The organism is Syntrophomonas erecta subsp. sporosyntropha (assembly GCF_055395365.1).
Genome location: NZ_AP042459.1, coordinates 467,231 through 491,190 on the forward strand (window position 1 = coordinate 467,231; position 23,960 = coordinate 491,190).

A 23,960-nucleotide genomic window follows, 5' to 3' on the forward strand; every position below is an offset into this window, starting at 1 on the left:
AATATTATATTGGAAATGAGCGTACTTCCTGTTATAATTGAATGTCGTGCTAATTTTTATTACGTTATCTGTTAGAGATGAGGGATAATTAATGAAGTCACTGCGAAATATCGCTATAGTTGCTCATGTTGACCATGGTAAGACCACTTTGGTGGACCAGCTTTTAAAACAAACCGGATATTTCCGTAGTAATCAGAATGTACCCGACCGGGTTATGGATAATAATGATCTGGAACGGGAACGTGGCATAACCATTTTGGCTAAAAACACCAGCATTATTTATCAGGACACTAAAATTAATATTATCGATACACCGGGACATGCCGACTTTGGTGGCGAAGTGGAACGCATTGTCAAAATGGTGGATGGGGTATTGTTGCTGGTAGATTCTTTTGAAGGACCTATGCCCCAGACCCGGTTTGTACTCCAAAAGACCTTACAGGCCGGTTTAAAACCCCTGGTGGTTATTAATAAAATTGACCGTCCTGATGCACGTCCTTATGATGTACTAGATGAAATTATGGATCTTTTCATTGATCTAGGTGCCGACGATGATCAGCTAGATTTTCCAGTGATTTATGCCTCAGCTAAAAGTGGACTGGCTATGGAAGATCCAAATGATGAGGTTCATGATATGGTGGCTTTATTGGATGCAATCATGACCCATATCCCCGCTCCCAGTGGGGATGTACAGTCACACCTGCAAATGGTTGTATCGTCAATTGACTACGATAATTATGTGGGCCGGGTGGGTGTAGGTAAAATCGCCCAAGGTTCCATAAGCCGCGGACAGGAAGTAGTTGTCTGTAACATGGACGGTAAACAACAAAAAGTTAAAATCAGTACCCTATACACTTATGAAGGTTTAAAGAGAACGGAAAAAGAATATGTGCAAGCTGGAGATATTGTGGCTATTTCAGGAATAGATGACATTTGTATTGGAGATACCCTGTGTTCACCTGAAAAAGTAGCGCCGGTTTCCTTTGTCAAGATTGATGAACCGACTATCTCCATGAATTTCGTGGTTAACGATAGTCCTATGGCAGGACGGGAAGGTCAGTATGTAACTAGTCGTCACCTCCGAGATCGCCTGCAAAGGGAATTACTGTCCAATATCTCTTTGCGAATTGAAGAGATAACTCCGGATTGTTTTAAGGTGTCGGGACGGGGCGAGCTGCACCTGTCAATTTTAATTGAAACTATGCGCCGGGAAGGGTACGAATTTGCAGTTACCCGGCCGGAAGTCATATTACGAGAGATAAATGGAGAAATCATGGAACCGGTAGAAAGGTTATTCATTGAAGTTCCTGAAGAATATGTGGGTACGGTAATAGAAAACACCGGTAAACGTAAGGGGGAACTAATCAATATGACCCCCTCTACCGGCAGCAACATCCGCTTGGAGTTTGTTATTCCCGCCCGGGGATTAATCGGCTATCGCTCCGATTTTCTTACTGATACTCGCGGACTGGGAATTATGAACCATATTTTTGAAAACTACAGTTCTTACACCGGTGATATTGTCACCCGTACCCGGGGTTCCCTGGTAGCCTCAGAAGCAGGTACCTCCATTACTTATGGACTGTATAATGCTCAAGAGCGGGGTTCTCTTTTTATTGGCCCCGGAATAGAAGTATACGAAGGTATGATAGTAGGGGAAAATGCCCGCAGTAATGATATTACAGTTAATGTATGTAAGAAAAAGCACCTTACTAACACCCGGGCATCCGGTTCTGACGAGGCCCTCCGGTTAGTTCCGCCTTTGCAGATGACTCTGGAAAAGTGCCTGGAGTTTATAAAAGATGATGAATTACTAGAGGTAACTCCAAAATCCTTACGCTTAAGAAAATTAGTACTGGAAAAAGGTGAACGCAGTAGATCCTCCCGCAATAAAACTCAAGCCTCTTAAGGGTTAAAAAGAAATACTCACATCCTTAAAGCATCCCCTATCACTGCAAAATTGAACTGCTCCCTGTCAAGTAGACAGACGAAAAAAAGAAAACCTTTTACCGGGCTCCGTCAATGACGGGGCTCAGTTTTTAGGCTGCATTTTCAAGCAACTGACGGTAGGTCATCGGAGGCAGTTTGTTCAGTCTCCTTTGCCGGCGTTCGTAGTTGTAGAAATATATGTAGCTTTCAATAGCCGCTACCAAGCTATCGTAATCCGGGAACTTACCAAGGTAGTACATCTCGCACTTAAGAGTACCCCAGAAACCTTCCATTGGGCCGTTGTCAATGCAGCGGCCGACACGCGACATGCTTTGTTTCATTCCGGCATTATTCAATCTGATCTTGAAATGCTTGCTTGTATATTGAAAACCTCGGTCACTATGAAACAGCGGGTGAGCATCGGGGTATTTAGAAACGGCCAAATCAAAGGTTTCAAACACGAGCTGGTTATTGTTGCTTCGTCCCATGGCGAAAGAGATAATGCTTCTGTCTTTGAGGTCAAGGATTGCGCTCAAATACAATTTTTCATTATTTCCGTACTTGAATTCTGTGACGTCGGTCAGCCATTTCTCGTTAAGCTTTTCTGCTGTGAAATCACGGTTCAAAATATTCTCCGCTGTAACTTCAGGAGTAGACCGCTGGTATTGCGGACGCTTTCTGCGGATGACGGCGTTCAAGTTAACCAGTCGGGTAAGACGATATATACGCTTGTAATTGTAACTGGTTTCGTATCTGGCGTTCAGTTCATCTGTCAGTCGCCGATATCCATATATTCCGTTGAATTCAGCGTAGAGATAACCAAGCTTGTGAAGAAGATCTTCGTTCTCATACTCGCGGGCACTCTTGCTGCGGTGGAGCCATTTGTAATAGGATGACCTGTTCAGGTCTAATATCCTGCAAATGTCCTTTACTGGGTATGCTTTATTTTCGTGCAGTTCCTTTACGGTCAGGTAAAGCTTTTCCTGCCGGACCCCGCTCAGCCCCGCCTCCTCTCGATCTCCTGGAGTTTTTTTAACACGGCAATCTCCATTTCTTTATGCTCGTTCTCGGCTTTAAGCATCCTGTTCTCTGCCCGAAGACGCTCAACTTCGGTCATTTCATCCAACGGTTTGCGCTTCCCGCGCTTGTCGATTAGGCCGTCTACGCCCTTTTTCTCATATTTGCATACCCAGCTATATATTTGCTGGTAGGATACCCCATACTTCTCGATTGCTGCACCATAGTCCTTACCATTGGCTATACAGTAGCCGACAATTTCTATCCGCTCCTCCAACGTGGTTAATCGTCCTTTGGTCATATAAATACCTCTCCCTCGGCCCCCGGTGGCCCGAATATCTTTATGACCATTATAATCCGTTATCCAATCCTGGAGTTGCCTTTTGCTACGAATGCTATACCTCTTACATATTTCCAATAAGCTTGCTTCACCCCGTAGGTACGCCTCTACCGCTGCGGTTTTCAGTTCCACGCTGTATCTGGTGTTTGTCTGCTGGGCTGCTAACCCAGACGGGCCCATGGCCTCATAATTGACTATCCATTGACGCAAAGTGGATGGATCTATCCCATATTTGCGCGCTATACTATCCTGACTTCCTTCTCCTTGCTTGTACTTCTCGACGGCTTCAACTTTCTTGCCCCAATCGATCCTACTTCTACCCATAAAAAAACTCCCCTTTGTGTAGTCCTGAATTTTTGTTTTTTCAGGTGTCTACTCAAAGGGGAGCATATCAAAGTGGTGCGGGATGTTTTTTTATACTATTTTCCGTGCTACATAGGGGCAAAATGGCTTGGAGAATTGCTTTAACACTGGATCTATCTAAACAAATTATGTGAAAATTCGACACTTTAGCAGGAAATTAAAGGGATAACATCGAAGTATTTATATTTTGTGAACAATTTATCTTTTTATACTTGTCATAGCTTCGTAAAGGTTTATTAACCTTACTTATTAATCACTTGTACACAGAAATAACTAAAATCCCAGGAATAAGGAGTTAAAAAAATGGAAACATTAACGAACCTGATCAGTACAGCCAATAGCTTTGTATGGGGACCCTGGATGCTCATCCTGCTGGTGGGAACTGGTATTTTTCTCACCCTGCGCCTGGGATTTTTACAGTTTAAGCAATTGCCATATGCCCTTAAGTTAGCTTTTTCTCCCCAGCTGCAAGATAAGCAGTCCCATGGAGATATATCTCATTTCCAGGCTCTGATGACCGCCCTAGCAGCTACCATCGGTACGGGTAATATTGTAGGAGTAGCCACTGCTATAGTTTTAGGGGGACCCGGAGCCGTCTTTTGGATGTGGATCACTGCCATTTTTGGAATGGCTACTAAGTATGGGGAAGCTGTACTGGCCGTAAAATATCGTATTACCGATGAAAATGGTGAAATGGCCGGCGGTCCTATGTATTATATCGAAAGAGGCCTAGGCTGCAAATGGTTAGCCTGGATATTTGCACTATTTGGTGCGGTAGCTGCTTTTGGCATAGGCAACCTGGTCCAAACAAATGCTGTTGCCGGTGCGGTCCGGGACACCTTCGGTATCAACCCTTATATTACTGGTGGGGTTCTGGCCCTATTAACCGCACTAGTTATCCTGGGTGGCGTAAAAAGTATTGGCCGGGCAGCCGGTATTATTGTTCCTTTTATGGCTGTTTCCTATATATTAGCCGGCCTGTATACCATTTTTTCCAATCTGAGTCTATTTCCACTAGCTTTAAGTACCATTTGCACAGAGGCTTTCTCGGCCCAGGCCGGTTTTGGAGCTCTGGTGGGAAGTACCATCCGTTACGGGGTGGCCCGGGGGGTATTTTCTAATGAAGCAGGATTAGGTTCTGCTCCTATTGCTGCGGCGGCTGCCAAAACTGATCACCCCTGTCGTCAGGCATTAGTTTCCATGACTGGTACCTTTCTGGATAGTATTGTTGTATGCAGTATCACTGGTATCTCTCTGGTTATGGCTAACCTCTATCCCGGTTTGGATAAAGCCCATGCAGCAGCTTTAACCGGTCGTTCCTTCGAATTATTTATGCCCGGTGCTGGTGGCATGCTGGTTACCATAGCCTTAATGTTTTTTGCCTATTCTACGGCTCTAGGCTGGTCCTATTATGGGGAAAAATGTTTTTACTATTTAGTCGGCCGGAAAGGCATCCTTCCCTACCGTATTCTATTTTGCATGTTAACCTTTGTAGGAGCCATACTTAAACTCGGTTTAGTCTGGGATATTGCTGATACCTTTAATGGAGCCATGGCTATACCTAACCTGATCGCCCTGCTGCTTCTCTCCAAGGTGATCGTCTCGGAAACCCATGACTTTCATGTTCTTCGACAACAGGAAAAAACTCAACAACCAGCCCGAAGCCGGGCTGCATAACGAGCCTGTGCCTCCTACAGTACAGGGAACACCCCTTTATTATGGTTTCCAGGCAAATAATCTCCCTCCATAGTTCAAGCCGCTTTATAGGTTGGTTACGGACCAGCTATATTTCAGCCAAACTATCTTTAAATCCATGTCCATACGCCTCAATCGTTTCGCTAATAGTCATAAAGGCTTCCGGATCAATATGGAATACAATTTCCTTTAACCGGGGCAGCTGAGTTTTACCAACGGTCACCATAATAATTTGTTTGGCATTTCCGGTATATGCACCTCGTCCGACCATATAGGTACACCCACGATGCAAATTATGGATGATGGCATCAGTAATATCATCACATTCATTAGAAATAATCATAGCCGTCCTGGTTACTTGCGGCCCCGCCTCTACTACATCCACTACTTTAGAAGATATAAATATACTTATGGCAGCAAAAAGGGCTAATTCCACACTATTTACTAAAGTGGAAGCAGCAATAATCATCAAGTTTATGATAAAAAAGGTCTGTCCGATATTATAGCCCCAGTAACGTCGTACAATAAAGGCTATAATATCAGTTCCACCTGAAGATCCTTTGCTGCGAAAAACTAATCCTGATCCAATTCCGGATAAGGTGCCACCAAAAATAGCTGACAATAATAAATCATCAATACCAAAATTAATAGGCCGCAATAGGGCTAGAAAAATTGAAAAACAGGCAGTGCCCAGCAGGCTGTAAAAGACAAAACGTCGACTTACAAAATTATACCCAGCAATAAATATGGGTATATTCAAAGCTACGTACCAAACCCATATATCAACACCGGTAAGGAACTTTAAAATAATTGCAATACCAGAAACCCCGCCGGTAAGGAGCCGGGCGTGCACTATAATTCCCTGAATAGCAGTCGCCTGAATAAATGAACCTATAATTATACCCAAAATATCCCGGAAAGAAATTTTTTCATAAAAACTTACTTTCATTGTTATTTGGTTTTTCCTCCTGATCCTTATTACCATTACAATTATTTTGCCCATTTTTCGCCAGACCATTATCTATGTCTACTACTACACCCGTAAGAAGTCTTTTTTATTCTCCTCTTCTTCAGTTTCCCGTAAAAAAACATTGTGATCTGCTAACCAGGTAATAGAACCATATCTACCCGGGCATAATATACGATAAGTGCAAGTGTTTTTTCCGAAATCTCTATAAAGGTGTTGGAAAAACGCCCTTTAAATAGATTGACGGTGATATAAAAGCCGCGGCTAATTTATCATGATTGTGGCGTAAACCTAAATATACAGTGTTGATCAAATTTTTCGGTGGTCGTGATCTTTACTTGTTTTCTAAGCTTGTTTATAAGGTGTTTTTCCCAAACCGCCTAGGGAGAGAGGAATAATATGCCCTACCCGCCGCATATTAATAATCTGTCAGCTAAATGGAGGTACTGGGTTTATGATTTCAATAGTTTTGGCAGGAGGCAAAGGCATGCGTTTGTGGCCCGCCAGCCGCAGTCATCGGCCTAAACAGCTCTGTAAATTTATAAATAATAAATCCATGCTGGATCATACCATCGATCGCCTGGTGGCAGTTGGTTCCAGTCGAATTGCGATTATTACCAGTGATGATCTGGCCGACAGTATACATCAGCTGGTTGAGCAGCGGCCTGATGCTGATATAATCGAGATTCTAAGTGAACCAGTAGGTAAAAATACCGCTCCAGCAGTAGGACTGGCTCTGGCCCGTTACCACAATGAAGCTCCCCACGCTGTTATGGGTGTGTTCCCGGCTGATCACCATATCCTGGATACAAACCTTTTCAAAGAAAGTATTCACCGGGCCATACAAGCAGCTGAACAGGATCAGTTAGCTACCATTGGCATTAATCCTGACCGTCCGGAAACCGGCTATGGTTATATAGAAAAGACCAAATGGGAGATCGGTAACCTGCCCAATGTTTATCAAGTAAACTCTTTTTGCGAAAAACCTGACCTTGATACCGCCCAGCTTTATCTATCCAGCGGGCAACATATGTGGAATGCCGGAATATACGTAGCTAGGGTAGACATATTTATGAAGGAATTCGAAAAACATCTTCCCGAGATATATAAACCTATTTGTGTCGGCTATGAAGCCTATATGCAATCCTATAAAGAACTACCCGCAATAAGTCTTGACTATGGAATTGCTGAAAAATCTAATCGTATGGCAGTTGTTCCGGCTGATTTCGGCTGGTGTGACCTGGGAAGCTGGAATGCCTTAGAAAATTTGTGCAACCGAGATGAATACTCTAATGTGTGTAATGGTGATGACATTATCGTGCTAGAGAGCAGTAATTGTGTAGTCAATCAGGTGGAAAAAACCGTAGTTCTTTTTGGAGTAAATGACATTTTGGTAGTGGAAAGTAATGACGTTATCCTGGTAACGGAACGTGGTAAGGCTCAGGATTTGCGGACTGTAGTTAATTCTTTGCAGAAGCAAAACCGCATCGATCTAATTTAAACCTAAGCCTGATTTAGTTTTTCGTTAAATATATGACCAGTAGTTTTTAAATACAATTTATAAGGAGGGCCGGTTTAAAAACATCGATCTATTATACACCTTAATAAGGAGGATTTCCTATTGAGCAACATATTCCGTCAATATGACATACGAGGGGTGGTTAATCAAGATCTTGATGATCAGATGATGAAAAACATTGCCCGGGCATTTGCTAGTTATGCCCAGAAGCATGACTATACCAGGGTGATAATCGGCTATGACAACCGTTCCTCGTCCCCCCGCTTTCATACTATTATTACTAATACCCTTTTGGAAAACGGTATGTCAGTTATTGATCTGGGGATGATTATTACCCCTATTTTCTATTTTGCTGCTCGCCATTTGGATATAAAGGCTGGTATTATGATTACCGCCAGCCACAACCCACCTAATTATAATGGCTGCAAACTTTTGCTAGGCGATTCTACTATTTATGGAGAACAGATTCAAGAAATTGGAAAGATTATCGAATCCGGACGCTACTCCACTAAAACCAACCAGGGGCAGTATCAAAAATATGATATCAGCCCAGATTATGCTGCTATGATAAAAAATAAAATAAAATTAGGCCCCCACCCTTTAAAAATCGTGGTAGATTGTGCTAATGGTACTGCTTCCCTTTTTGCTCCCTCCATTTTACGCAGTCTGGGGTGTGAAGTTATAGAGTTATACTGCGAATCAGATCCTAACTACCCACATCATCATCCCGATCCCGTTAATCCTGACAATATGGTGGATCTGATCACTCGAGTAAAAGAAACCGGAGCTGATATAGGTATAGGGTTTGATGGTGATGGTGATCGGCTGGGAGTGGTAGATGTTCACGGTAATATGATATGGGGAGATCTGTTGATGATACTCTTTTGGAGGGAGATACTGCCCCATTATCCGGGAGCTAAAGCAATTGTTGAAGTTAAATGTTCGCAAAGCCTGATAGATGAAATAAAGCGCCTGGGGGGTAAACCCATTATATACAAAACTGGTCATTCCCTTATTAAAGCTAAAATGAAGGAAATTAATGCTGTTTTTACTGGGGAAATGTCAGGACATATGTTTTTTGCTGATGATTATTATGGATTTGATGATGCCATATATGCTGCCGCTAGATTGCTGGTTATTCTTTCGAATACTGATCAGAGTATAAGTGAGCTGTTGTCTGACATTCCCCGCTATTATTCTACCCCGGAAATACGAGTTAAAAGTACGGATGAGGATAAGTTCAGAATCGTAGATCAGGTGCTTAAACATTTTCGCCAGCAGTATGATGTCATCGATATCGACGGAGCTCGAGTGATCTTCCCTGATGGCTGGGGATTGGTAAGAGCTTCTAATACCGGTCCGGAATTAATTATCCGTTGTGAAGGTAGGACCCCGGCAGCCTTAGAGAATATCAAAAATGAAGTTTTTAACTTTCTGGATAAAATTGGCCTTCCGGTTGATAATCCCCGCCAGCCCCAGCTGTCCGGGTATAAGTAAATCGGAGGATGGGAAATATATTTAATATAAGTTGGTAAAAGCTCAAAGGAGTGATTTGATGACCATCCTTAATCTGGGGACCTATCCCCCTAAACAGTGTGGTATAGCAACTTTTTCCTGGGATTTGCGTGAAAGCCTTTTGAAACAGGGGCTTATCGTCAAAGCTGCAGCTGTTTCCGATCAGGAATACCAATATAAATATGGTCCTGAAGTTGTACTGGAAATTGGACAACAGGATCGAAACGCCTATACCAGAGCTGCCCGGTTGATTAACCAGTGGGCTCACATAAGTACTTTAGTAATTCAACATGAATATGGTATTTATGGTGGCTATGATGGGGAATATATATTGGATCTGGTTAGTGAGCTCAAAAAACCCTATCTCGTTGTCAGCCATACGGTACTCCCCCGCCCCCGTGAACACCAACGCCAGGTACTGCATAAACTGTGTTCGCAGGCAGCCGGTATCGTATGTATGACCAAACGCTCGGCCCGTTTGCTCCACTCAAATTATGATATAGCTGCCGAAAAAATCGCGGTAATCAGTCATGGAGTTCCTGACTTCAAGAAACAACCGGCCGATTATCTTAAAGCTCAACACCGCCTGGAAAACCATGATATAATAAGCACCTTTGGTTTAATAGGGCCGGGTAAAGGACTGGAACTAGGTATTGAGGCTATGGCTAGTGTGGTTCCAGAATTCCCCAATACAACTTACCTGATTCTAGGTCAGACCCACCCTATGCTGCAAAAACGCGAAGGGGAAAAATACCGGGAAATGCTTGAAAAAATGGTACACGATTTAGGTCTTGACAATCATGTGAAATTTATCAACAAATTCCTCCCTGACCAAGAATTGGGTGAATATCTATATATGACAGATATTTATCTTAGCCCTTACCCTAACCCAGACCAGGCAGTAAGTGGTACTATGGCTTTTGCTGTAGGCTGTGGCCGGGCCATTGTTTCCACATCCTACGCCTATGCCCTGGAAATACTGGCAGACAACCGGGGACTACTAGCTGAAAAAGCAGATCCCCATGATCTAGCTACATTGATAAAGGCAGTGCTGGCCGATAACGAGTTAAAAACTACTTTGCAAAGAAATGCTCTCACCATAGGTAAAACTATGTCCTGGAACAAAGTAGGGGAAAAATACCGCCTGCTTTTAAACAATTTGGTCAAAGACTACGCTATGCTGGAAGGAGAGGAACACTTTCGTTATGCCCGATTATAGACACCTGCTGCATATGACTGATGATGTTGGCCTGCTCCAGTTTTCCCGGCATTCTCATCCTGATCCGCGTAGCGGGTACACTCTGGACGATAATGCCAGAGCTTTAATAGTGGCATTAAAAATGAGAGATGGTTGTCATCATGCATTAAAGTATGCCACTTTTATGTTTAAAGCCCAGCAGAAAGATGGTAGCTGGTCTAACTTTATGCTAGATGGAATATACTCCCCCCGTTTTGATTCTGAAGATAGTGCCGGACGAGCTTTACTAGCCTGCTGCCTGGGATTATCCTCACCCTGGAAGGAAGTCAGTAACTTATGCAGCCAGATGTTGCATAACCAACTTTACAAAGGGCACAGCTTTCGTTCGCCTCGCGCCATGGCCTATGTACTGACCGGCCTTTGCAAAAGTAAAGCTTTGTTAGATAAAGAAAGCCTACAGGAGCTTTTATCCCTTTTAGGTGACCGCTTAAATGCTCTTTATAACCAAAATCACCACTCTGATTGGTTATGGTTTGAAAAATATCTTACTTATTGCAATGGGATTATTCCCCAGGCCATGTTTAATTTTTATGCTGTTACCGGTGATAAAAAAGCTTTAAAAGTTGCCCACGATTCGCTCCACTTCCTAGGTGAGGTATTATTTAAAAAAGGTTATTTGAATATTATCGGCAATAACGGCTGGTATCATAAAGGTAAATCCAGGCCATTCTATGACCAGCAACCAGTCGATGCCGCTTCTACTCTGTTCGCCTTTTTAGATGCCTATCAAACCATTGGTGGAAGTGAATACCTAGAGATGGCAAAACTAGCTTATGAATGGTACCAGGGCAAAAATATCAACCAGATCTCGCTATATGACGAAACTACTGGTGGATGCTTTGATGCCTTAACTTATCAGGGAATTAACCTTAATCAGGGAGCCGAAGCCGTTCTTTCTCTGCTTCTTAGTGAACAATACCTGACCGCCGTTATAAAGGAACCTGTAAAAATAGAAAAATCGTCGTAAAACTATGGCTATTAAACCAGGTTCATGTTTTGTGGCCTGGCTATTGCCGTAACCTGATCTGGGCCGCTATTTTAGGTCCCAGAAACAATTCTACTAACACCAGGGATTTTCCCTGGTGTTAGTATTTTTAAAAGCTAACCAGCGTTAATTGAAAAACTCTCTAGCCTTGGCTTTTACATCCAGACATAATTCCTTCCCCCTTCTATGCCCTTACTGGGATTTAAGCCTGCCGATTATTTACGCTTTTATCAGCAATAAATCTACTTTGTCAATTGACAGTTTACAGTATTCGACATATATTATACATATGAACGTCTACTCATATGTTCATTCATATAATAGTTAATCCTGTTAATGGCCAGTTAGATTTATATTCCTGGTTAGTTTTAGGATGAGATTTCCATTAATAATCACTGTTAAATAGGTGATGAATCAACTAATAGGGAGTGATGATATTGTCTCGAGAGGACCTGGATTTGTGTGAAGTTCATTGCATACACGAAGATGTGGTCAAAAAGGTAAGTTCAGATATGATTCCTGATGAACGGGCCCAATCGCTGGCAGAAATATTTAAGACTATGGGGGATAGCTCACGCATAAAACTGATTTTTGCCCTGCTTCAGCATGAGATGTGTGTATGCGACTTGGCTGCGGTATCCGGACTATCTGACTCATCAGTTTCTCATCACCTGCGTCTGCTGAGGAACCAGAATCTAGTGAAATTTCGCCGGGAGGGAAAAGTAGTCTACTATTCGCTAGCTGACCAGCACGTGGAAAGCCTTTTTAGACAGGGTTGGGACCATATAAATGAACCATAATTTTTAATCCCTATGCATCTTTGATTTTAGCAACTTTAAATTTATTCATAACTAGAGAGGAGAATAACATCATGGAAAAGATTCAGTTAACTCCCCTGCCCTCAGCTAAAAATAATTATCTGGTCGGTGGGTTGGATTGACCGAGCTGTGCAGCCAAAGTGGAAAAGGCTGTTAAACAATTACCGGGGGTAATTGATGCATCACTTATTTTTACCACTGGAAAACTTCAGGTTGAACTGGATAAAAATAAAGAAGCGGAACTTATTAAACTAGTAAAAAGTCTGGGATACAGCATTAAATTACAACCTACCGGTGAGCTTATCATCCCTAAAGATGAACCAAAAGAGGGGATAACTACCCTTTTTACCCGGTATCCACATTTATTTTCTATGCTGGTATCCGGTTTGGCCTTAATATCAGCTCTGACCCTAAGGGCTTTGGGGGGACCGGTAGATATTATCCGGATTTTGTATATCGCTGGAGTGTTGGTAGGCATATATGAACCAGCCCGCAGCGGCTGGTCTACCCTCCGCAACCTGAGAGAGTTAGACATGAACGCTTTAATGGTGATGGCAGTTATTGGCGCCACGATTATCGGTGAATATAATGAAGCCCTGGTAGTAGTATTTCTATTCTCCCTGGGTAATTTTTTACAGGCTTATACTTTTGATCAAACCCGTAACTCCATTCGTAAGCTGATGGACCTGGCTCCCCGGGAAGCGACAGTCCGCAGGGGAAATAGCGAGGTGCGTCTTCCGGTTACCAGTATAGTCATAGGAGATACGGTTGTAGTCAAACCCGGTGAAACCATTCCGGTAGATGGAGAAGTAATATCCGGTCATTCCACTGTTAACCAGGCAGCGATCACAGGCGAATCAGTACCTGTATCCAAAGAAGCAGATAACGAAGTGTTTGCCGGTACTCTCAACGAATATGGATCACTGGAGATATTGGTAAATAAATCATACCAGGATACAGCCTTAAGCCGGATCATCAGTATGGTGGAAGAAGCACAAGCCCAGCGAGCTCCATCGCAACAGCTTATTGACCGTTTTTCCCGTTACTATACTCCGGCAGTTATAGGTATAGCCTTTTTGGTAGCAATAGTTCCTACACTATTTCTAAACCAATCTTTTGATCACTGGTTGTACCAAGCCCTGGCTCTGCTACTGGTAGCCTGTCCATGTGCACTGGTAATATCTACTCCTGTATCTATTGTCTCGGCCATAGGTAATGCCGCCCGGCAAGGAGTCTTGATTAAAGGTGGTAGTTACCTGGAAGAACTAGGCCAGGTATCGGTAGTCGCTTTTGACAAAACTGGTACTCTGACCGAGGGACGTCTAGAAGTTACTGATATAATCCTTTTGGCAGCTTCTTCCCAGGAGGAGTTACTAGCCATTGCTGCCGCCATTGAATCTCGTTCGGAACATCCGGTTGCTGATGCCATATTGCGCTACACCCGGAAAAGAAATATTAATGTTCCACCGGCTACTGATTTTAAAGCGGTCCCCGGAAAAGGAGCCCAGGCCCAGGTTAACGGAATACGGTATTATGCAGGAAATCCAAGTTTTCTAGCTAATAGAACAAACCATAATCATGATTCTATTACTGAACTGCAAGACCAGGGTAAAACCGTCATCCTTATTGGAGATGAAGGAGAGGTACTCGGTTTAATAGCCGTTAGTGATCAAATACGTCCCGATAGTACGGTTACCGTAAATGAACTCAAAAACTTAGGTATTACCCAAACCATTATGCTTACCGGCGACAATATGCGAGTGGCCCATCAGTTGGCCCGGCAGGTTCAGATCGATGAATACCATGCTGAACTGCTTCCTGAGCAAAAATTAGCTGTAGTTGAGCATCTTTTGGATACTAAGGGACGGGTTGCTATGGTAGGTGACGGCATAAATGATGCCCCGGCTCTGGCCAGGGCTACCGTAGGAATCGCCATGGGAGCCGCCGGTACTGATGTAGCCCTGGAAACCGCCGATGTGGCTTTAATGGCAGATGACCTTTCCCGTTTACCCTTTGCCATTCATCTGAGCCGTAAAACGGTTAAGATTATTAAAGAAAATGTTATTTTTTCTCTAATAGTCAAGCTGGCTATTTTAATGTTAGTATTCCCCGGATTGCTCACCATGTGGCTGGCAGTAATTGCCGATGTGGGTACTTCTTTACTGGTAACCTTTAACGGCATGCGGCTACTAAAAGTATCAGCACCCACCAGCAAATAAATCGGCGGGGATGGTTTGAATTTAATGAAAAACCATCCCCACTCACTATTTTGCCACAGTTAAATCTCCATACTGGGCCCTGGGTCCCCCTATGTATTTAGGACGGGTTCTGGCCATAGTTAGATGTGCCTGACCTATCTCTTTTAATAAAGCCCGTACTGGTACTACTACTGGCTTCAGATGCATACCGATAAATGTATCCCCAATATCTATACCAGCATGGGCCTGTATACTTTCCACTACCACAGGTTCGTCAAAAAGTTCCAAGGCCCGGGTAGCTAACGATCCTCCCGCTCGTTCATGGGGTATTACCGCTACTTCATCAAGATTATATTTACTGGCACAGGTTTCTTCCACCAATAGAGCCCGGTTTAAATGTTCACAACACTGTACCGCCAGATACAACTTTTTCTCCTTGATTACTGGTAACAATACATTTAATATGGCATCTGCAACCTCCAGGCTGGAATGTTTCCCTATGTGATAGCCTAAAACTTCACTAGTACTACAACCAACCACCAAAATATGATCAGGTTTAAGATGAGCCGTTTCCAGCAGTTCTTCCAAAGCCTGTTTCATCTGGATTTTAATGATGCTCATATCAATCATTTTTCTCACCTGCTTTCCCTAAATATTATAATCCTCTATGGCAAGTACGTTATATTGATTCTAGAAATACTCTGGTTTATACATTCAATTTTTCTTGGGTTTTTATAAGTAGTAAATAAAAAAACGCGACCAGGTTTCCCTGACCACGTTTTTTTTAACTATTTTCCTTTATAGTGATAATTCTTGGCGATTATTTAATCGAAATTTCTCCGGAATCAAATCGGCCAAAGTCGCCCGGGCCAAACCTATGCTAGTATCTGCCGCACCATAATAGACCAGAATCTCATCATCATCTTCCAAAATTTCTTTATCCGTACCTGGAACAGCTCCACAGGTGAAAACTACATTAGGTACCCAGGCACCACTCAAACCAATTTCATAATCTTCTTCAGGTTCGAGAATTGGGTTAGGCGAACGGTAAATTACCTTTTGGGGATTTTCTAAATCAACTAACAATACCCCTAAACGATAAACATAATTATAATCTACACCGTGGTAAATTAGCAGCCATCCGTATTTAGTCTTAAGGGGCTGAGCACCAGCACCAATTTTAAGCGAATCCCACATTCTCCCCGGTCTGGGTCCTACGATAATTGCATGGGTTTCCCGCAGGGGAAATTTCAATTCACTGGTATAGGTCACCCAAATACTTGGTTCAATCCGGTGATAAACAATATATTTTCCCTTAATTTTTTCGGGAAAAATAATAGCATCCTTATCCCAAATATTCTTAAATGCCAGGCCCTCGCGCTTCCAATTCTTATAATCCCCACGTAAAAAATCATCCACTTTTATGGAAGCAGCAGCAATTTGGGCAATGTTCCCATCATAAGCCGTATAGAGCATAAATATCTCATCTTCAATAATAATCAGACGGGCATCCTCACATCCCATCCTTTCTTCTGGTGTCGATGGAGAAAAAATGGGCTCCGGCAAACGCTCCAGAACCTGATAGCCGTCGGTAATAGCCAGACCTATATGGGATATATCATCATGACCCACCGCCCGGTAGAATAGATAAACTTTATCCCCGATTCGCAATGCACCCGGATTTAAAACATATTTAGATTCCCAGCTGTGCTTCTCGATAGGCTCTAAAAGGGGATTGCCTTCAAAACGCTGCAAATATTTGCTGGGCTCATTGGTAATTTCCTGTACTACAACCGCAACATCCTTGGGCCGGGTTGGCATCAACGTATCCAGCATATTATGGCTGCTTTTCCCCCCTTGAATAAGCCGTAGAACAATTTGCATTATTTCAGCCGGATCATAGCCTAATTCTTCGTATAAGAGCTCCAGGAAATCATGGTTAAACCAACGGCTCTCCACACTGGTGGTAAGGGGAGTAGGAATCTTAGTCCCCCCTTTGAAACTGTAACTGGCCCAGCTCCAGGCAGTACAGGTTAAAAAAACCTCATTTTCCAACACCTGGCTTAATCCATATCCTTCTGCCATTAGCTTAAATAAATGGGCAATTTCCTGTTTGCCTTGCTTTTCTAATTGCCCCGATAAATTATCAATTTTTTCAACCAGACTGCGATGATGGTAATTTTCAAACATATTATGAGCCGAAAATTCTTCGCCCTTCTGGAGGCCCAGCAGGGAATTTCTAACCTTGGCGCCAATATTTTTCCGTTCACACACATTTAATCTGAATAGGCGCGAATAGTGTTCCGCCACTGCCAGGCGACGAACTATACTGGTGAAATACCGTAATTTAGGGTACTTGCCCCCTTTATTTCTGTCTAGTGGTTTGATAATTATACGGGCGGTAACCCGGTTTAAATTAGAAATTTTGCCCTGAGCCAGTACTCCCCTGCGTAGATCATTGGTTAGAATAACCGGCTCTATGTCCACCCATTCAAAACTTTCCGGTTTAAGATTATCCACCAGCCAAATGAGATCCCGGTCAGTATAGGTCCAGCTTTCTACCAGGTTAGCATAGGTAACTGCATTGCGGGGATCAATATGCTTTATAAGCTGTTCGGGTTTATAAAATCCCATTGGAATCATAAGATTCACCGGGGGAAAACGAATAAGCAACTCCCGTAAAAGATCCGAACTGATTGTAAACATACGGTGGTCGGGAAAAAGCTTAAAAAGACCTTCTACAAATTCTTTTAGTCCCTGTTCTTCCCGCAGGTCACCCGGAAGCAATTCGTCAAGAGATCTTTCTAATTCAGCAATAAATCCCTCCACTGCACCGGTAATCTGTTGGGGAGAAGCATTAGTATTAAGACCTAACCCTTCAGAAATAAACCGGTTAAACCTGACTTCATAACGTTTTCTTAGTTCCCGGAAAATGTTATCCGTCTGCACCACCCGGTTATCTTTACCTATTATCTTTTTAGGTACGACCACCGGTTTTCCAGGTACATATTCCATATATCCCAGGGGAATAATCGCCGGCTTTACCTGCTCCTTGCGACTCATCCACTGCTGGTTAAAATCAGGTTTCTGACACCAGAATTCCCCGGTTAAACGCTGGCGGATTGAATCCATCTTACGCACCATCAATTCTTCCATATCCCGGTTGCCTAAGCGTTCAATCTTCTCCCGAAAAGACTGCATCTCTAATATATAGCTGGCTACTCTACCATTGTAGAGCGCCGTCAACAATGACAGTAAACGGTGACAGTCCTGGTTAAAGTCAAAAGTATAACTTAACTGTAAGTTAAACAGTGTTGCTACCCATAGTTCATCACCCATATGAAAGTCCTGCATCTCTGCCTCTGATAAAGCCCTAAAATTACCTTCGGGATCAATATGGGCTATAATATCTTCATAATAATGGCATCCATGGCGGAAATTGTGCAGTAAATCTGTCAGCGGATAGGTAATATAATCAGGTTTTTTAATCTCACTACGTACCAGAATATCGGCTACCTTTATTACCAGACGGTCACGCAGCCAAATAGCACTATCTCTTTTTAAGGCTTCGAATATAGCAAAAGTAGTATCATAAAAAATCCGGTTACGTATTTCCAGAGGGTGCGGATTTACCACTCCACCTAGATTAATCTCACATATATTTTTATTCCAGCAAAGGGCCCGGGTAAGGATCCAGAAGTCTATTCCATATCCGCGGATACTATTACCCCAAAAGCGGGCCTCATGAGCCAGTTCCTCAATAAAATCATGGCTAATAGCATAAGTACCCCCCAGCGGGTCACTCACCCGGGCACCATAAAAGCTTTCTAGAATAGGCGCTGCCAACATATGAGCAATACTATCAATACCTTGATAACGTCGCAGGCTGGCCAGTACCATATCATAGTGACCCTGGATGGGAGTAAGAAGGCTTTCCAGCCAGGTATTATCTATGCCTGGGCCTTGTTCGGTTGCCATATGGGGACTAAACAGAAGTAAATCAGCCTCCAATATTTTGCTGATCTCAATAACGGCCCGGATACACATACCCCGCCCATTAACTGCTCCGGGCAATAAAAACTCTATATGGGGGTGATAAAGCTGCAGATTCTTTAGTGTCCCTAATAAATCTTCAGCTGAAGGATCACCCACACAAACAATAAGATGGCGACGGCCAATCCAGGAGCGCAGCACCCGATCGATGGACTGAACCACTTCTGGCAAGCTGCTGCTATAATGGGTAAAAGGCAAGCCTATTACCAGATCATAATTAGCATAAGGCTCTAGCTGAGGTTTTATTTGTTTTATACACTCATCAAAAAGGCTCTCTGTATTTTCATGGGTCAACCTTATATAACCCCCTTAAAATTTTAACTAATTAATTTAACACCTCTCCATAATTATGCTCAATTTACGATCATTATATTAGAACAGCCGGCTCTTAATTCACTCCATTTTTGGCTCGTAATATAGTCTATTCCTAACCAGGCTAAAAGTTTTTGATCAGGTTTCCTTTAATCCCTTTGGGCCAGTTCCTCAAACTGATCTACTAATTGTCCAAAATATTGGAGAGCCTGGTCAACCGGCTCAACAGAAGTCAAATCTACTCCCGCCTTTTGCAGAAGGTTTATGGGATAATCTGAACTGCCTGATTTCAAGAACTCCAGATAGCGTCTTACGGCGGGCTCACCTTCGGATTTGATTTGCTGCTTTAGGGCAGTAGCTGCGGAAAATCCGGTGGCATATTTATAAACATAAAATGCTGAATAAAAATGAGGAATACGAGCCCATTCCAGGCTAATATCATCATCCAGAACTACTTCCTCACCGAAATAAATTCGGTTTAAATCCATATACACCTGGCTTAAGATATCAGGAGTAAGGGCCTCCCCTCTTTCCAGCATCTGGTGAATTATTTTTTCGAATTCCGCAAACATAGTCTGCCGGTAAACAGTACCCCGAAACTGCTCCAGATAGTGGTTTATCAAATACATTTTTTCCCGGGGATCATTGCTCCTGGCCAGTAAATTATCAATTAGTAAAGATTCATTAACAGTGGAGGCTACCTCTGCAACAAATATCGTATACTGGCTGTAAATATAAGGCTGGTTCTGGTTGGAATAATAGCTGTGCAGGGAATGACCCATTTCGTGCGCCAGGGTAAATACATCATCCAACTTGTTATCATAATTCATTAATACATAGGGATGGGTATCATAAGTTCCCCAGGAATAAGCCCCTCCGGTCTTACCTTCATTTTCAAAAACATCTATCCAACGATTTTCCAGACCCTTCTGTAGTTGCTCTAGGTATTCCTCTCCTAGTGGATATAGGCCTTCTACTACCATATGGCAGGATGTTTCATAAGGTATCTCCCTTTGATACTCTTGCACCAGTGGTACATATAAATCATACATATGCAGATGATCAAGCTTCAGCATCTCTTTACGGAGGCGCAGGTACCGATACATAGGTTCCAGATGCTGATGTACGGTTGCAATCAGATTATTATATACATTAACAGAAACATTATCCTGATCCAGAGAAGCTTCCAGAGCTGATGGATACTTGCGCGCCCGGGCATAAAAAATATCCTTTTTAACACTGGAGTTTAAAGTAACGGCCAGGGTATTTTGCAATTTACGATAAGAGCTATACAGGCCATGAAAAGCCTCTTTCCTTACCCCTCTATTAAAGCTTTCCATAAACCGACCAAACCGGCCCTTGGTAAGCTCGATTTCCTCTCCATTTTCATCGCGAATTATGGGAAACTTTATATCCGCATTGTTAAGCATGGTAAAAATATTGTGAGCTGCAACTGACAAATCAGCACTCATGGCCAAAACCCGTTCTTCCGCCTCAGAAAGAATATGTTGTTTCTGGCGCATCAGTTCATCAAAGAAATGTTTGTAAATTGCTAACTCAGAATTTTGTTCCATATACTGATCGAGCTTCTCCCGTGACAGGGCTGTGATTTCGGGAATAGCAAAAGCGGAAGCAGTGTTAACCATAACGGAAAGTCCCTCGGCCCGGTCAAAAAGAGTCTGGTATTTAGGGTTACGATTATCTTCATCCCGGCGCATGCGGGAGTAAACATACAGCTTTTCTATCTGATGATCTATATCGTTAACCAGCTCAAGCACCTGCAGAAGGGTCTGGGCAGACTCCCCTACTCGACCCTGGAATTTTTCTACTGCCTGGATTTTATGCTGCACTTGTAAAAATTCATCCTCCCACTGCTGATCAGTAGCGTAAATGTCTTCCAATTGCCACCGGAACTTTTCTTCAATCTCTTCCCTTTTTCTAGCCTTATTTCCCACAGATTATGTCCTCCTTATGAAGTATTTTGCCTTTTATCTTTTTAACTAAGGTATAATTAACAAGCAAAAGCCCAAATTATAACTAATTTATATAATAGCTTTTTCTCTTTTCTTAACCAAATTTTTTACCCTACTTATGGAAGTTTTCCCCGGATAGCCAAAATAATTCTTTATCCAGCCACCTATTTATGCAATACTATTGTAAAAGGAGCTTTAGACTATGAAACTACATCATATAGGACTTTTAGTCAAAGACTGCCAGCGATCAGCTGATTTTTACCAATGTGCCTTTGGATTAAAAATAACTACCCAGTGGGAAACAGAGGAAATGCGGGTTATAAATATTACCGATGGTAATGTAGACCTTGAACTCCTGCAGTATAAACATGATCCAACCCCTATTGGAACGGAATTAGAATGTCATAACCATATAGCCTTTCAAGTAAACAGCATTGATGAATATATAAAACATCTAGATAGAATGGGGTTTTCTTACGATGAGCCCCGGGAAACCCTTACGGGAACTCGTATTCTATTTTTCCGTGGCCTAGATGGAGAACGGATTGAATTAATAGAAGAATTCCGAATAGATTAACGGTTGCAGAGATAGGCTGATCTATAGGCTTTTAGCCTATATTAGATCGTTTGATGTATATCCTACTGTCGAAAGCCTTTATCATACCATTTAGATCGCCTTATATTATAGGCGGCAGTGGCGGGCTAAATTGTTTTAGCTTATTTACTTGCCTTTGAGCCGGAAGGTTTATGATGGTGGCGCGGTTTTCTAACTGCTCTGAGTCTGCCAGAGCAGTTCGCAAACATCCATAACCCTAATTGAGCTATCATCTTTGGTCTCTTTAACCCCATCGCTAATCATAGTCAGACAGTAGGGACAGTTTACCGCTATGACCTCAGGATCTACTTCTAGTAACTGCTCTGTACGAGTTTGATTTATCCGCTTAAACCCTTCTATAGACTCTTCCTCCAACCACATGCGTCCACCACCAGCACCGCAACAAAAGCCAAACTGTTTGGATTTTTCTATATCCAACAATTGCCCGCCGGCTGCTTTAATCACCTCCCGGGGCTCCTGGTAAATATTATTATGCCGCCCCAGGAAACAGGAATCATGGTAGCTAACCTGATAAGCCTTATTTCCTCCCCGGTTAAGTTTACCTTCTGCCAATAATAGACCTAGTATTTCCGTGCTATGGTATACTTCGTAGTCCGCCCCCAGCTGAGAGTACTCGTTTTTAATTGTGTTATAACCATGAGGGCAAATACAGATAATCTTTTTTACCCCATAGCGATCAAAGTTCTCTATATTTGATTTAGCCAGAGTCTGCCAAAGATATTCATTTCCCAGCCGTCTCGCCCATTCACCACAGCAATATTCTTCAGTTCCTAGATAACCAAAACTAACCCCCGCCTGGTGCAACAGCCTTACTAAAGCTTCGCCTACCCTTTTATAGCGGTCATCAAAAGCTGCTGCACAGCCGGCATATAACAAATAATCAAATTCCCCGCCATCTTCGGGCAGCAGGTTAACCAGATCCCTGATATCACGTTCTTTAAGCCATTCGGCCCGGGATGCCCAGCCTACCCCCCATGGATTATAATTGCGTTCTGTATTAGTAAAAGCCATTTGAGCTTCCGAAGGCATATCCCCCTGCCACATGACTAGATTACGTCTCATCTCAATAATTTTGTCAATATGCTCAATAAACATTGGGCAATGCTCTACACAGGCCCCGCAATTAGTACAGTCCCATAATACCTGGGGAGTAACAATGTCATAAATAAGATGCTTTTCACTTTCGTTAACTTCCTGTACCTCATCCTCCACTGTCATTGTAAGGGCATCCTGCGGATCGCCAGAGTCAACCGCCAGCAAAAAGGGCGATTTATTATCCAGGTGTTTTTTCATGGCCTGGATAATAGTTGTTTTAGGATTTAACGCTTTACCGGTATTATAAGCTGGGCACCCCTCCTGACAACGTCCGCAGCGGATGCAGGCATCCAGGTCCAGCAGATCTTTCCAGCCCAATTCTTCAATTCGTTCCACTCCATAGGTTTCAGCTTCCTCCAAATTTCCCATGGGCCGGGCTGCACTTGGTCCTAAATCCCTGGAATAATAACCGATCATCCCGGTAAATATGTGCCATAACTTAGTAAAAGGTATAGCGGCAATAAAAATAAATGCTATCGCCATGTGAAACCACCAGGAAAAACGATGCCAGGATAATATACTTTCTAGGCTCATGCCTGGAAACATACCGGCAAACCACCAACCTATTGGTGAAGCAGCCCGTTCATAAGCAATCTGAGACATAGTTGCTGAAAGCTTAATCTGGGCTGCTACCCGTAATCCTTCAATGATGTATCCCGTGAACAGAATGGCAAAAATTAGCAGTAAAAGCCAACCATCCATGGGTTTCGTGTCGTTTAAACGATCCGGCCGCTGCCAGTAACGAATGACCGCTAATATTGTTATACCGATCATGGCTAAAAATCCGGTAATATCAACTATCCAGGAAAAATAGATGTAGAAATTTCCTGTTAATGGTGGAAAGCCAATCTTATCCCACATAGCAAAACTGGCCGTAGCTATGAATAAGAAAACAAAACCCCAGAATAGGAAGAAATGCATCCACCCGGGCAGGGGCTTTTCTATTATTTTTTTCTGCCCCAGTGTATAACCCAAAACTGAAAGAATACGTCGTCCCACCTGATCGTTGCGGTGCAGTTCTCCCTGAGCCTGAGACCATATCCGACTACGCAGCCAGAATCCGTATATAAAAAATCCAATAGGAATAAGCATAAGAATATAGATTATCCACTCGTAAGGTATATTGGCTCCAACTACCCGCATTGGTATGGGATACCCGCCTTCCAGCGGACGAAATGCAAAAATCAATATAAAAACCTCCTTAACAGACTTTCCAAACTATTTATATTATTTGTCATCAGCCCATATCAATACGTCAGTTTATAATTTTCACAATTATTCATGCATTTTAAAATTCGCTGGTCACC

At 42.8% G+C, this 23,960-nt stretch carries 16 protein-coding genes; 9 read left to right on the top strand and 7 right to left on the bottom strand.

All coding sequences use genetic code 11. From position 1 onward, the window contains the following. The first annotated feature begins 91 nt into the window (after nucleotides 1–91). Nucleotides 92–1,909: a translational GTPase TypA gene (gene typA, locus ACZ5Q0_RS02130; RefSeq protein WP_446819688.1), complete on the top strand. Its 1,818-nt coding sequence runs from the start codon at nucleotides 92–94 to the stop codon at nucleotides 1,907–1,909. Between the two features lie 130 nt (nucleotides 1,910–2,039). On the opposite strand, the gene ACZ5Q0_RS02135 is transcribed toward typA, so the two are convergent. Beyond that, nucleotides 2,040–2,930 carry an IS3 family transposase gene (locus tag ACZ5Q0_RS02135; RefSeq protein WP_446820730.1) on the bottom strand — a complete coding sequence of 297 codons (891 nt, stop codon included), beginning with the start codon at nucleotides 2,928–2,930 and terminating at the stop codon, nucleotides 2,040–2,042. Continuing rightward, nucleotides 2,927–3,610, bottom strand: a complete 684-nt coding sequence (locus ACZ5Q0_RS02140) for a transposase (RefSeq protein ID WP_446818359.1) — start codon at nucleotides 3,608–3,610, stop codon at nucleotides 2,927–2,929. Before ACZ5Q0_RS02140 ends, ACZ5Q0_RS02135 begins: the two co-directional genes overlap by 4 nt. 342 nt (nucleotides 3,611–3,952) lie before the next feature. On the opposite strand from ACZ5Q0_RS02140, the gene ACZ5Q0_RS02145 reads away from it, so the two are divergent. After that, nucleotides 3,953–5,326: an alanine/glycine:cation symporter family protein gene (locus tag ACZ5Q0_RS02145; RefSeq protein WP_446819687.1), complete on the top strand. Its 1,374-nt coding sequence runs from the start codon at nucleotides 3,953–3,955 to the stop codon at nucleotides 5,324–5,326. 106 nt (nucleotides 5,327–5,432) lie between these two features. Here ACZ5Q0_RS02145 and ACZ5Q0_RS02150 read toward each other — a convergent pair whose 3' ends face one another. Next, nucleotides 5,433–6,293, bottom strand: coding sequence for a YitT family protein (locus ACZ5Q0_RS02150; protein WP_446819685.1), 861 nt, complete (start codon nucleotides 6,291–6,293; stop codon nucleotides 5,433–5,435). 505 nt (nucleotides 6,294–6,798) lie between these two features. Between ACZ5Q0_RS02150 and ACZ5Q0_RS02155 the strand changes: the two genes are divergently transcribed. The 6 genes from ACZ5Q0_RS02155 (at nucleotide 6,799) to ACZ5Q0_RS02180 (ending at nucleotide 14,625) form a co-directional block, all read left to right on the top strand. Then, on the top strand, nucleotides 6,799–7,812 hold the full coding sequence (locus ACZ5Q0_RS02155; RefSeq protein WP_464827209.1) for a mannose-1-phosphate guanylyltransferase: 1,014 nt from the start codon (nucleotides 6,799–6,801) through the stop codon (nucleotides 7,810–7,812). A gap of 120 nt (nucleotides 7,813–7,932) precedes the next feature. After that, a complete protein-coding gene (locus ACZ5Q0_RS02160) occupies nucleotides 7,933–9,327 on the top strand; it encodes a phosphomannomutase/phosphoglucomutase (RefSeq protein WP_447182676.1) in 1,395 nt (464 codons plus the stop codon). A 58-nt stretch (nucleotides 9,328–9,385) separates the two neighbouring features. Beyond that, nucleotides 9,386–10,564: a glycosyltransferase family 4 protein gene (locus ACZ5Q0_RS02165; protein ID WP_446819681.1), complete on the top strand. Its 1,179-nt coding sequence runs from the start codon at nucleotides 9,386–9,388 to the stop codon at nucleotides 10,562–10,564. Further along, nucleotides 10,551–11,570: a hypothetical protein gene (locus ACZ5Q0_RS02170; RefSeq protein ID WP_446819680.1), complete on the top strand. Its 1,020-nt coding sequence runs from the start codon at nucleotides 10,551–10,553 to the stop codon at nucleotides 11,568–11,570. Before ACZ5Q0_RS02165 ends, ACZ5Q0_RS02170 begins: the two co-directional genes overlap by 14 nt. 449 nt (nucleotides 11,571–12,019) lie before the next feature. Then, nucleotides 12,020–12,388, top strand: coding sequence for an ArsR/SmtB family transcription factor (locus ACZ5Q0_RS02175; protein ID WP_446819678.1), 369 nt, complete (start codon nucleotides 12,020–12,022; stop codon nucleotides 12,386–12,388). Nucleotides 12,389–12,546: 158 nt separating this feature from the next. After that, the gene (locus ACZ5Q0_RS02180; RefSeq protein WP_464827210.1) at nucleotides 12,547–14,625 is read left to right on the top strand and encodes a heavy metal translocating P-type ATPase; all 2,079 of its coding nucleotides are present in this window, start codon (nucleotides 12,547–12,549) and stop codon (nucleotides 14,623–14,625) included. Nucleotides 14,626–14,670: 45 nt separating this feature from the next. Here the strand turns inward: ACZ5Q0_RS02180 and ACZ5Q0_RS02185 are convergent, their stop codons facing one another. The 3 genes from ACZ5Q0_RS02185 to pepF form a co-directional block, all read right to left on the bottom strand. Then, a complete protein-coding gene (locus tag ACZ5Q0_RS02185) occupies nucleotides 14,671–15,225 on the bottom strand; it encodes a TIGR01440 family protein (RefSeq protein WP_446820727.1) in 555 nt (184 codons plus the stop codon). A 177-nt stretch (nucleotides 15,226–15,402) separates the two neighbouring features. Then, nucleotides 15,403–18,951 carry a glycoside hydrolase family 130 protein gene (locus ACZ5Q0_RS02190; protein WP_446819677.1) on the bottom strand — a complete coding sequence of 1,183 codons (3,549 nt, stop codon included), beginning with the start codon at nucleotides 18,949–18,951 and terminating at the stop codon, nucleotides 15,403–15,405. 167 nt (nucleotides 18,952–19,118) lie between these two features. Continuing rightward, nucleotides 19,119–20,924: an oligoendopeptidase F gene (gene pepF, locus ACZ5Q0_RS02195; protein WP_446819675.1), complete on the bottom strand. Its 1,806-nt coding sequence runs from the start codon at nucleotides 20,922–20,924 to the stop codon at nucleotides 19,119–19,121. Nucleotides 20,925–21,144: 220 nt separating this feature from the next. Between pepF and ACZ5Q0_RS02200 the strand changes: the two genes are divergently transcribed. Continuing rightward, nucleotides 21,145–21,519 carry a VOC family protein gene (locus ACZ5Q0_RS02200; protein WP_446819673.1) on the top strand — a complete coding sequence of 125 codons (375 nt, stop codon included), beginning with the start codon at nucleotides 21,145–21,147 and terminating at the stop codon, nucleotides 21,517–21,519. Between the two features lie 189 nt (nucleotides 21,520–21,708). Here ACZ5Q0_RS02200 and ACZ5Q0_RS02205 read toward each other — a convergent pair whose 3' ends face one another. Further along, nucleotides 21,709–23,841 (bottom strand): (Fe-S)-binding protein, encoded by a 2,133-nt coding sequence (locus tag ACZ5Q0_RS02205; protein WP_446819672.1) that lies wholly within the window; start codon nucleotides 23,839–23,841, stop codon nucleotides 21,709–21,711. Nucleotides 23,842–23,960 lie beyond the last annotated feature (119 nt).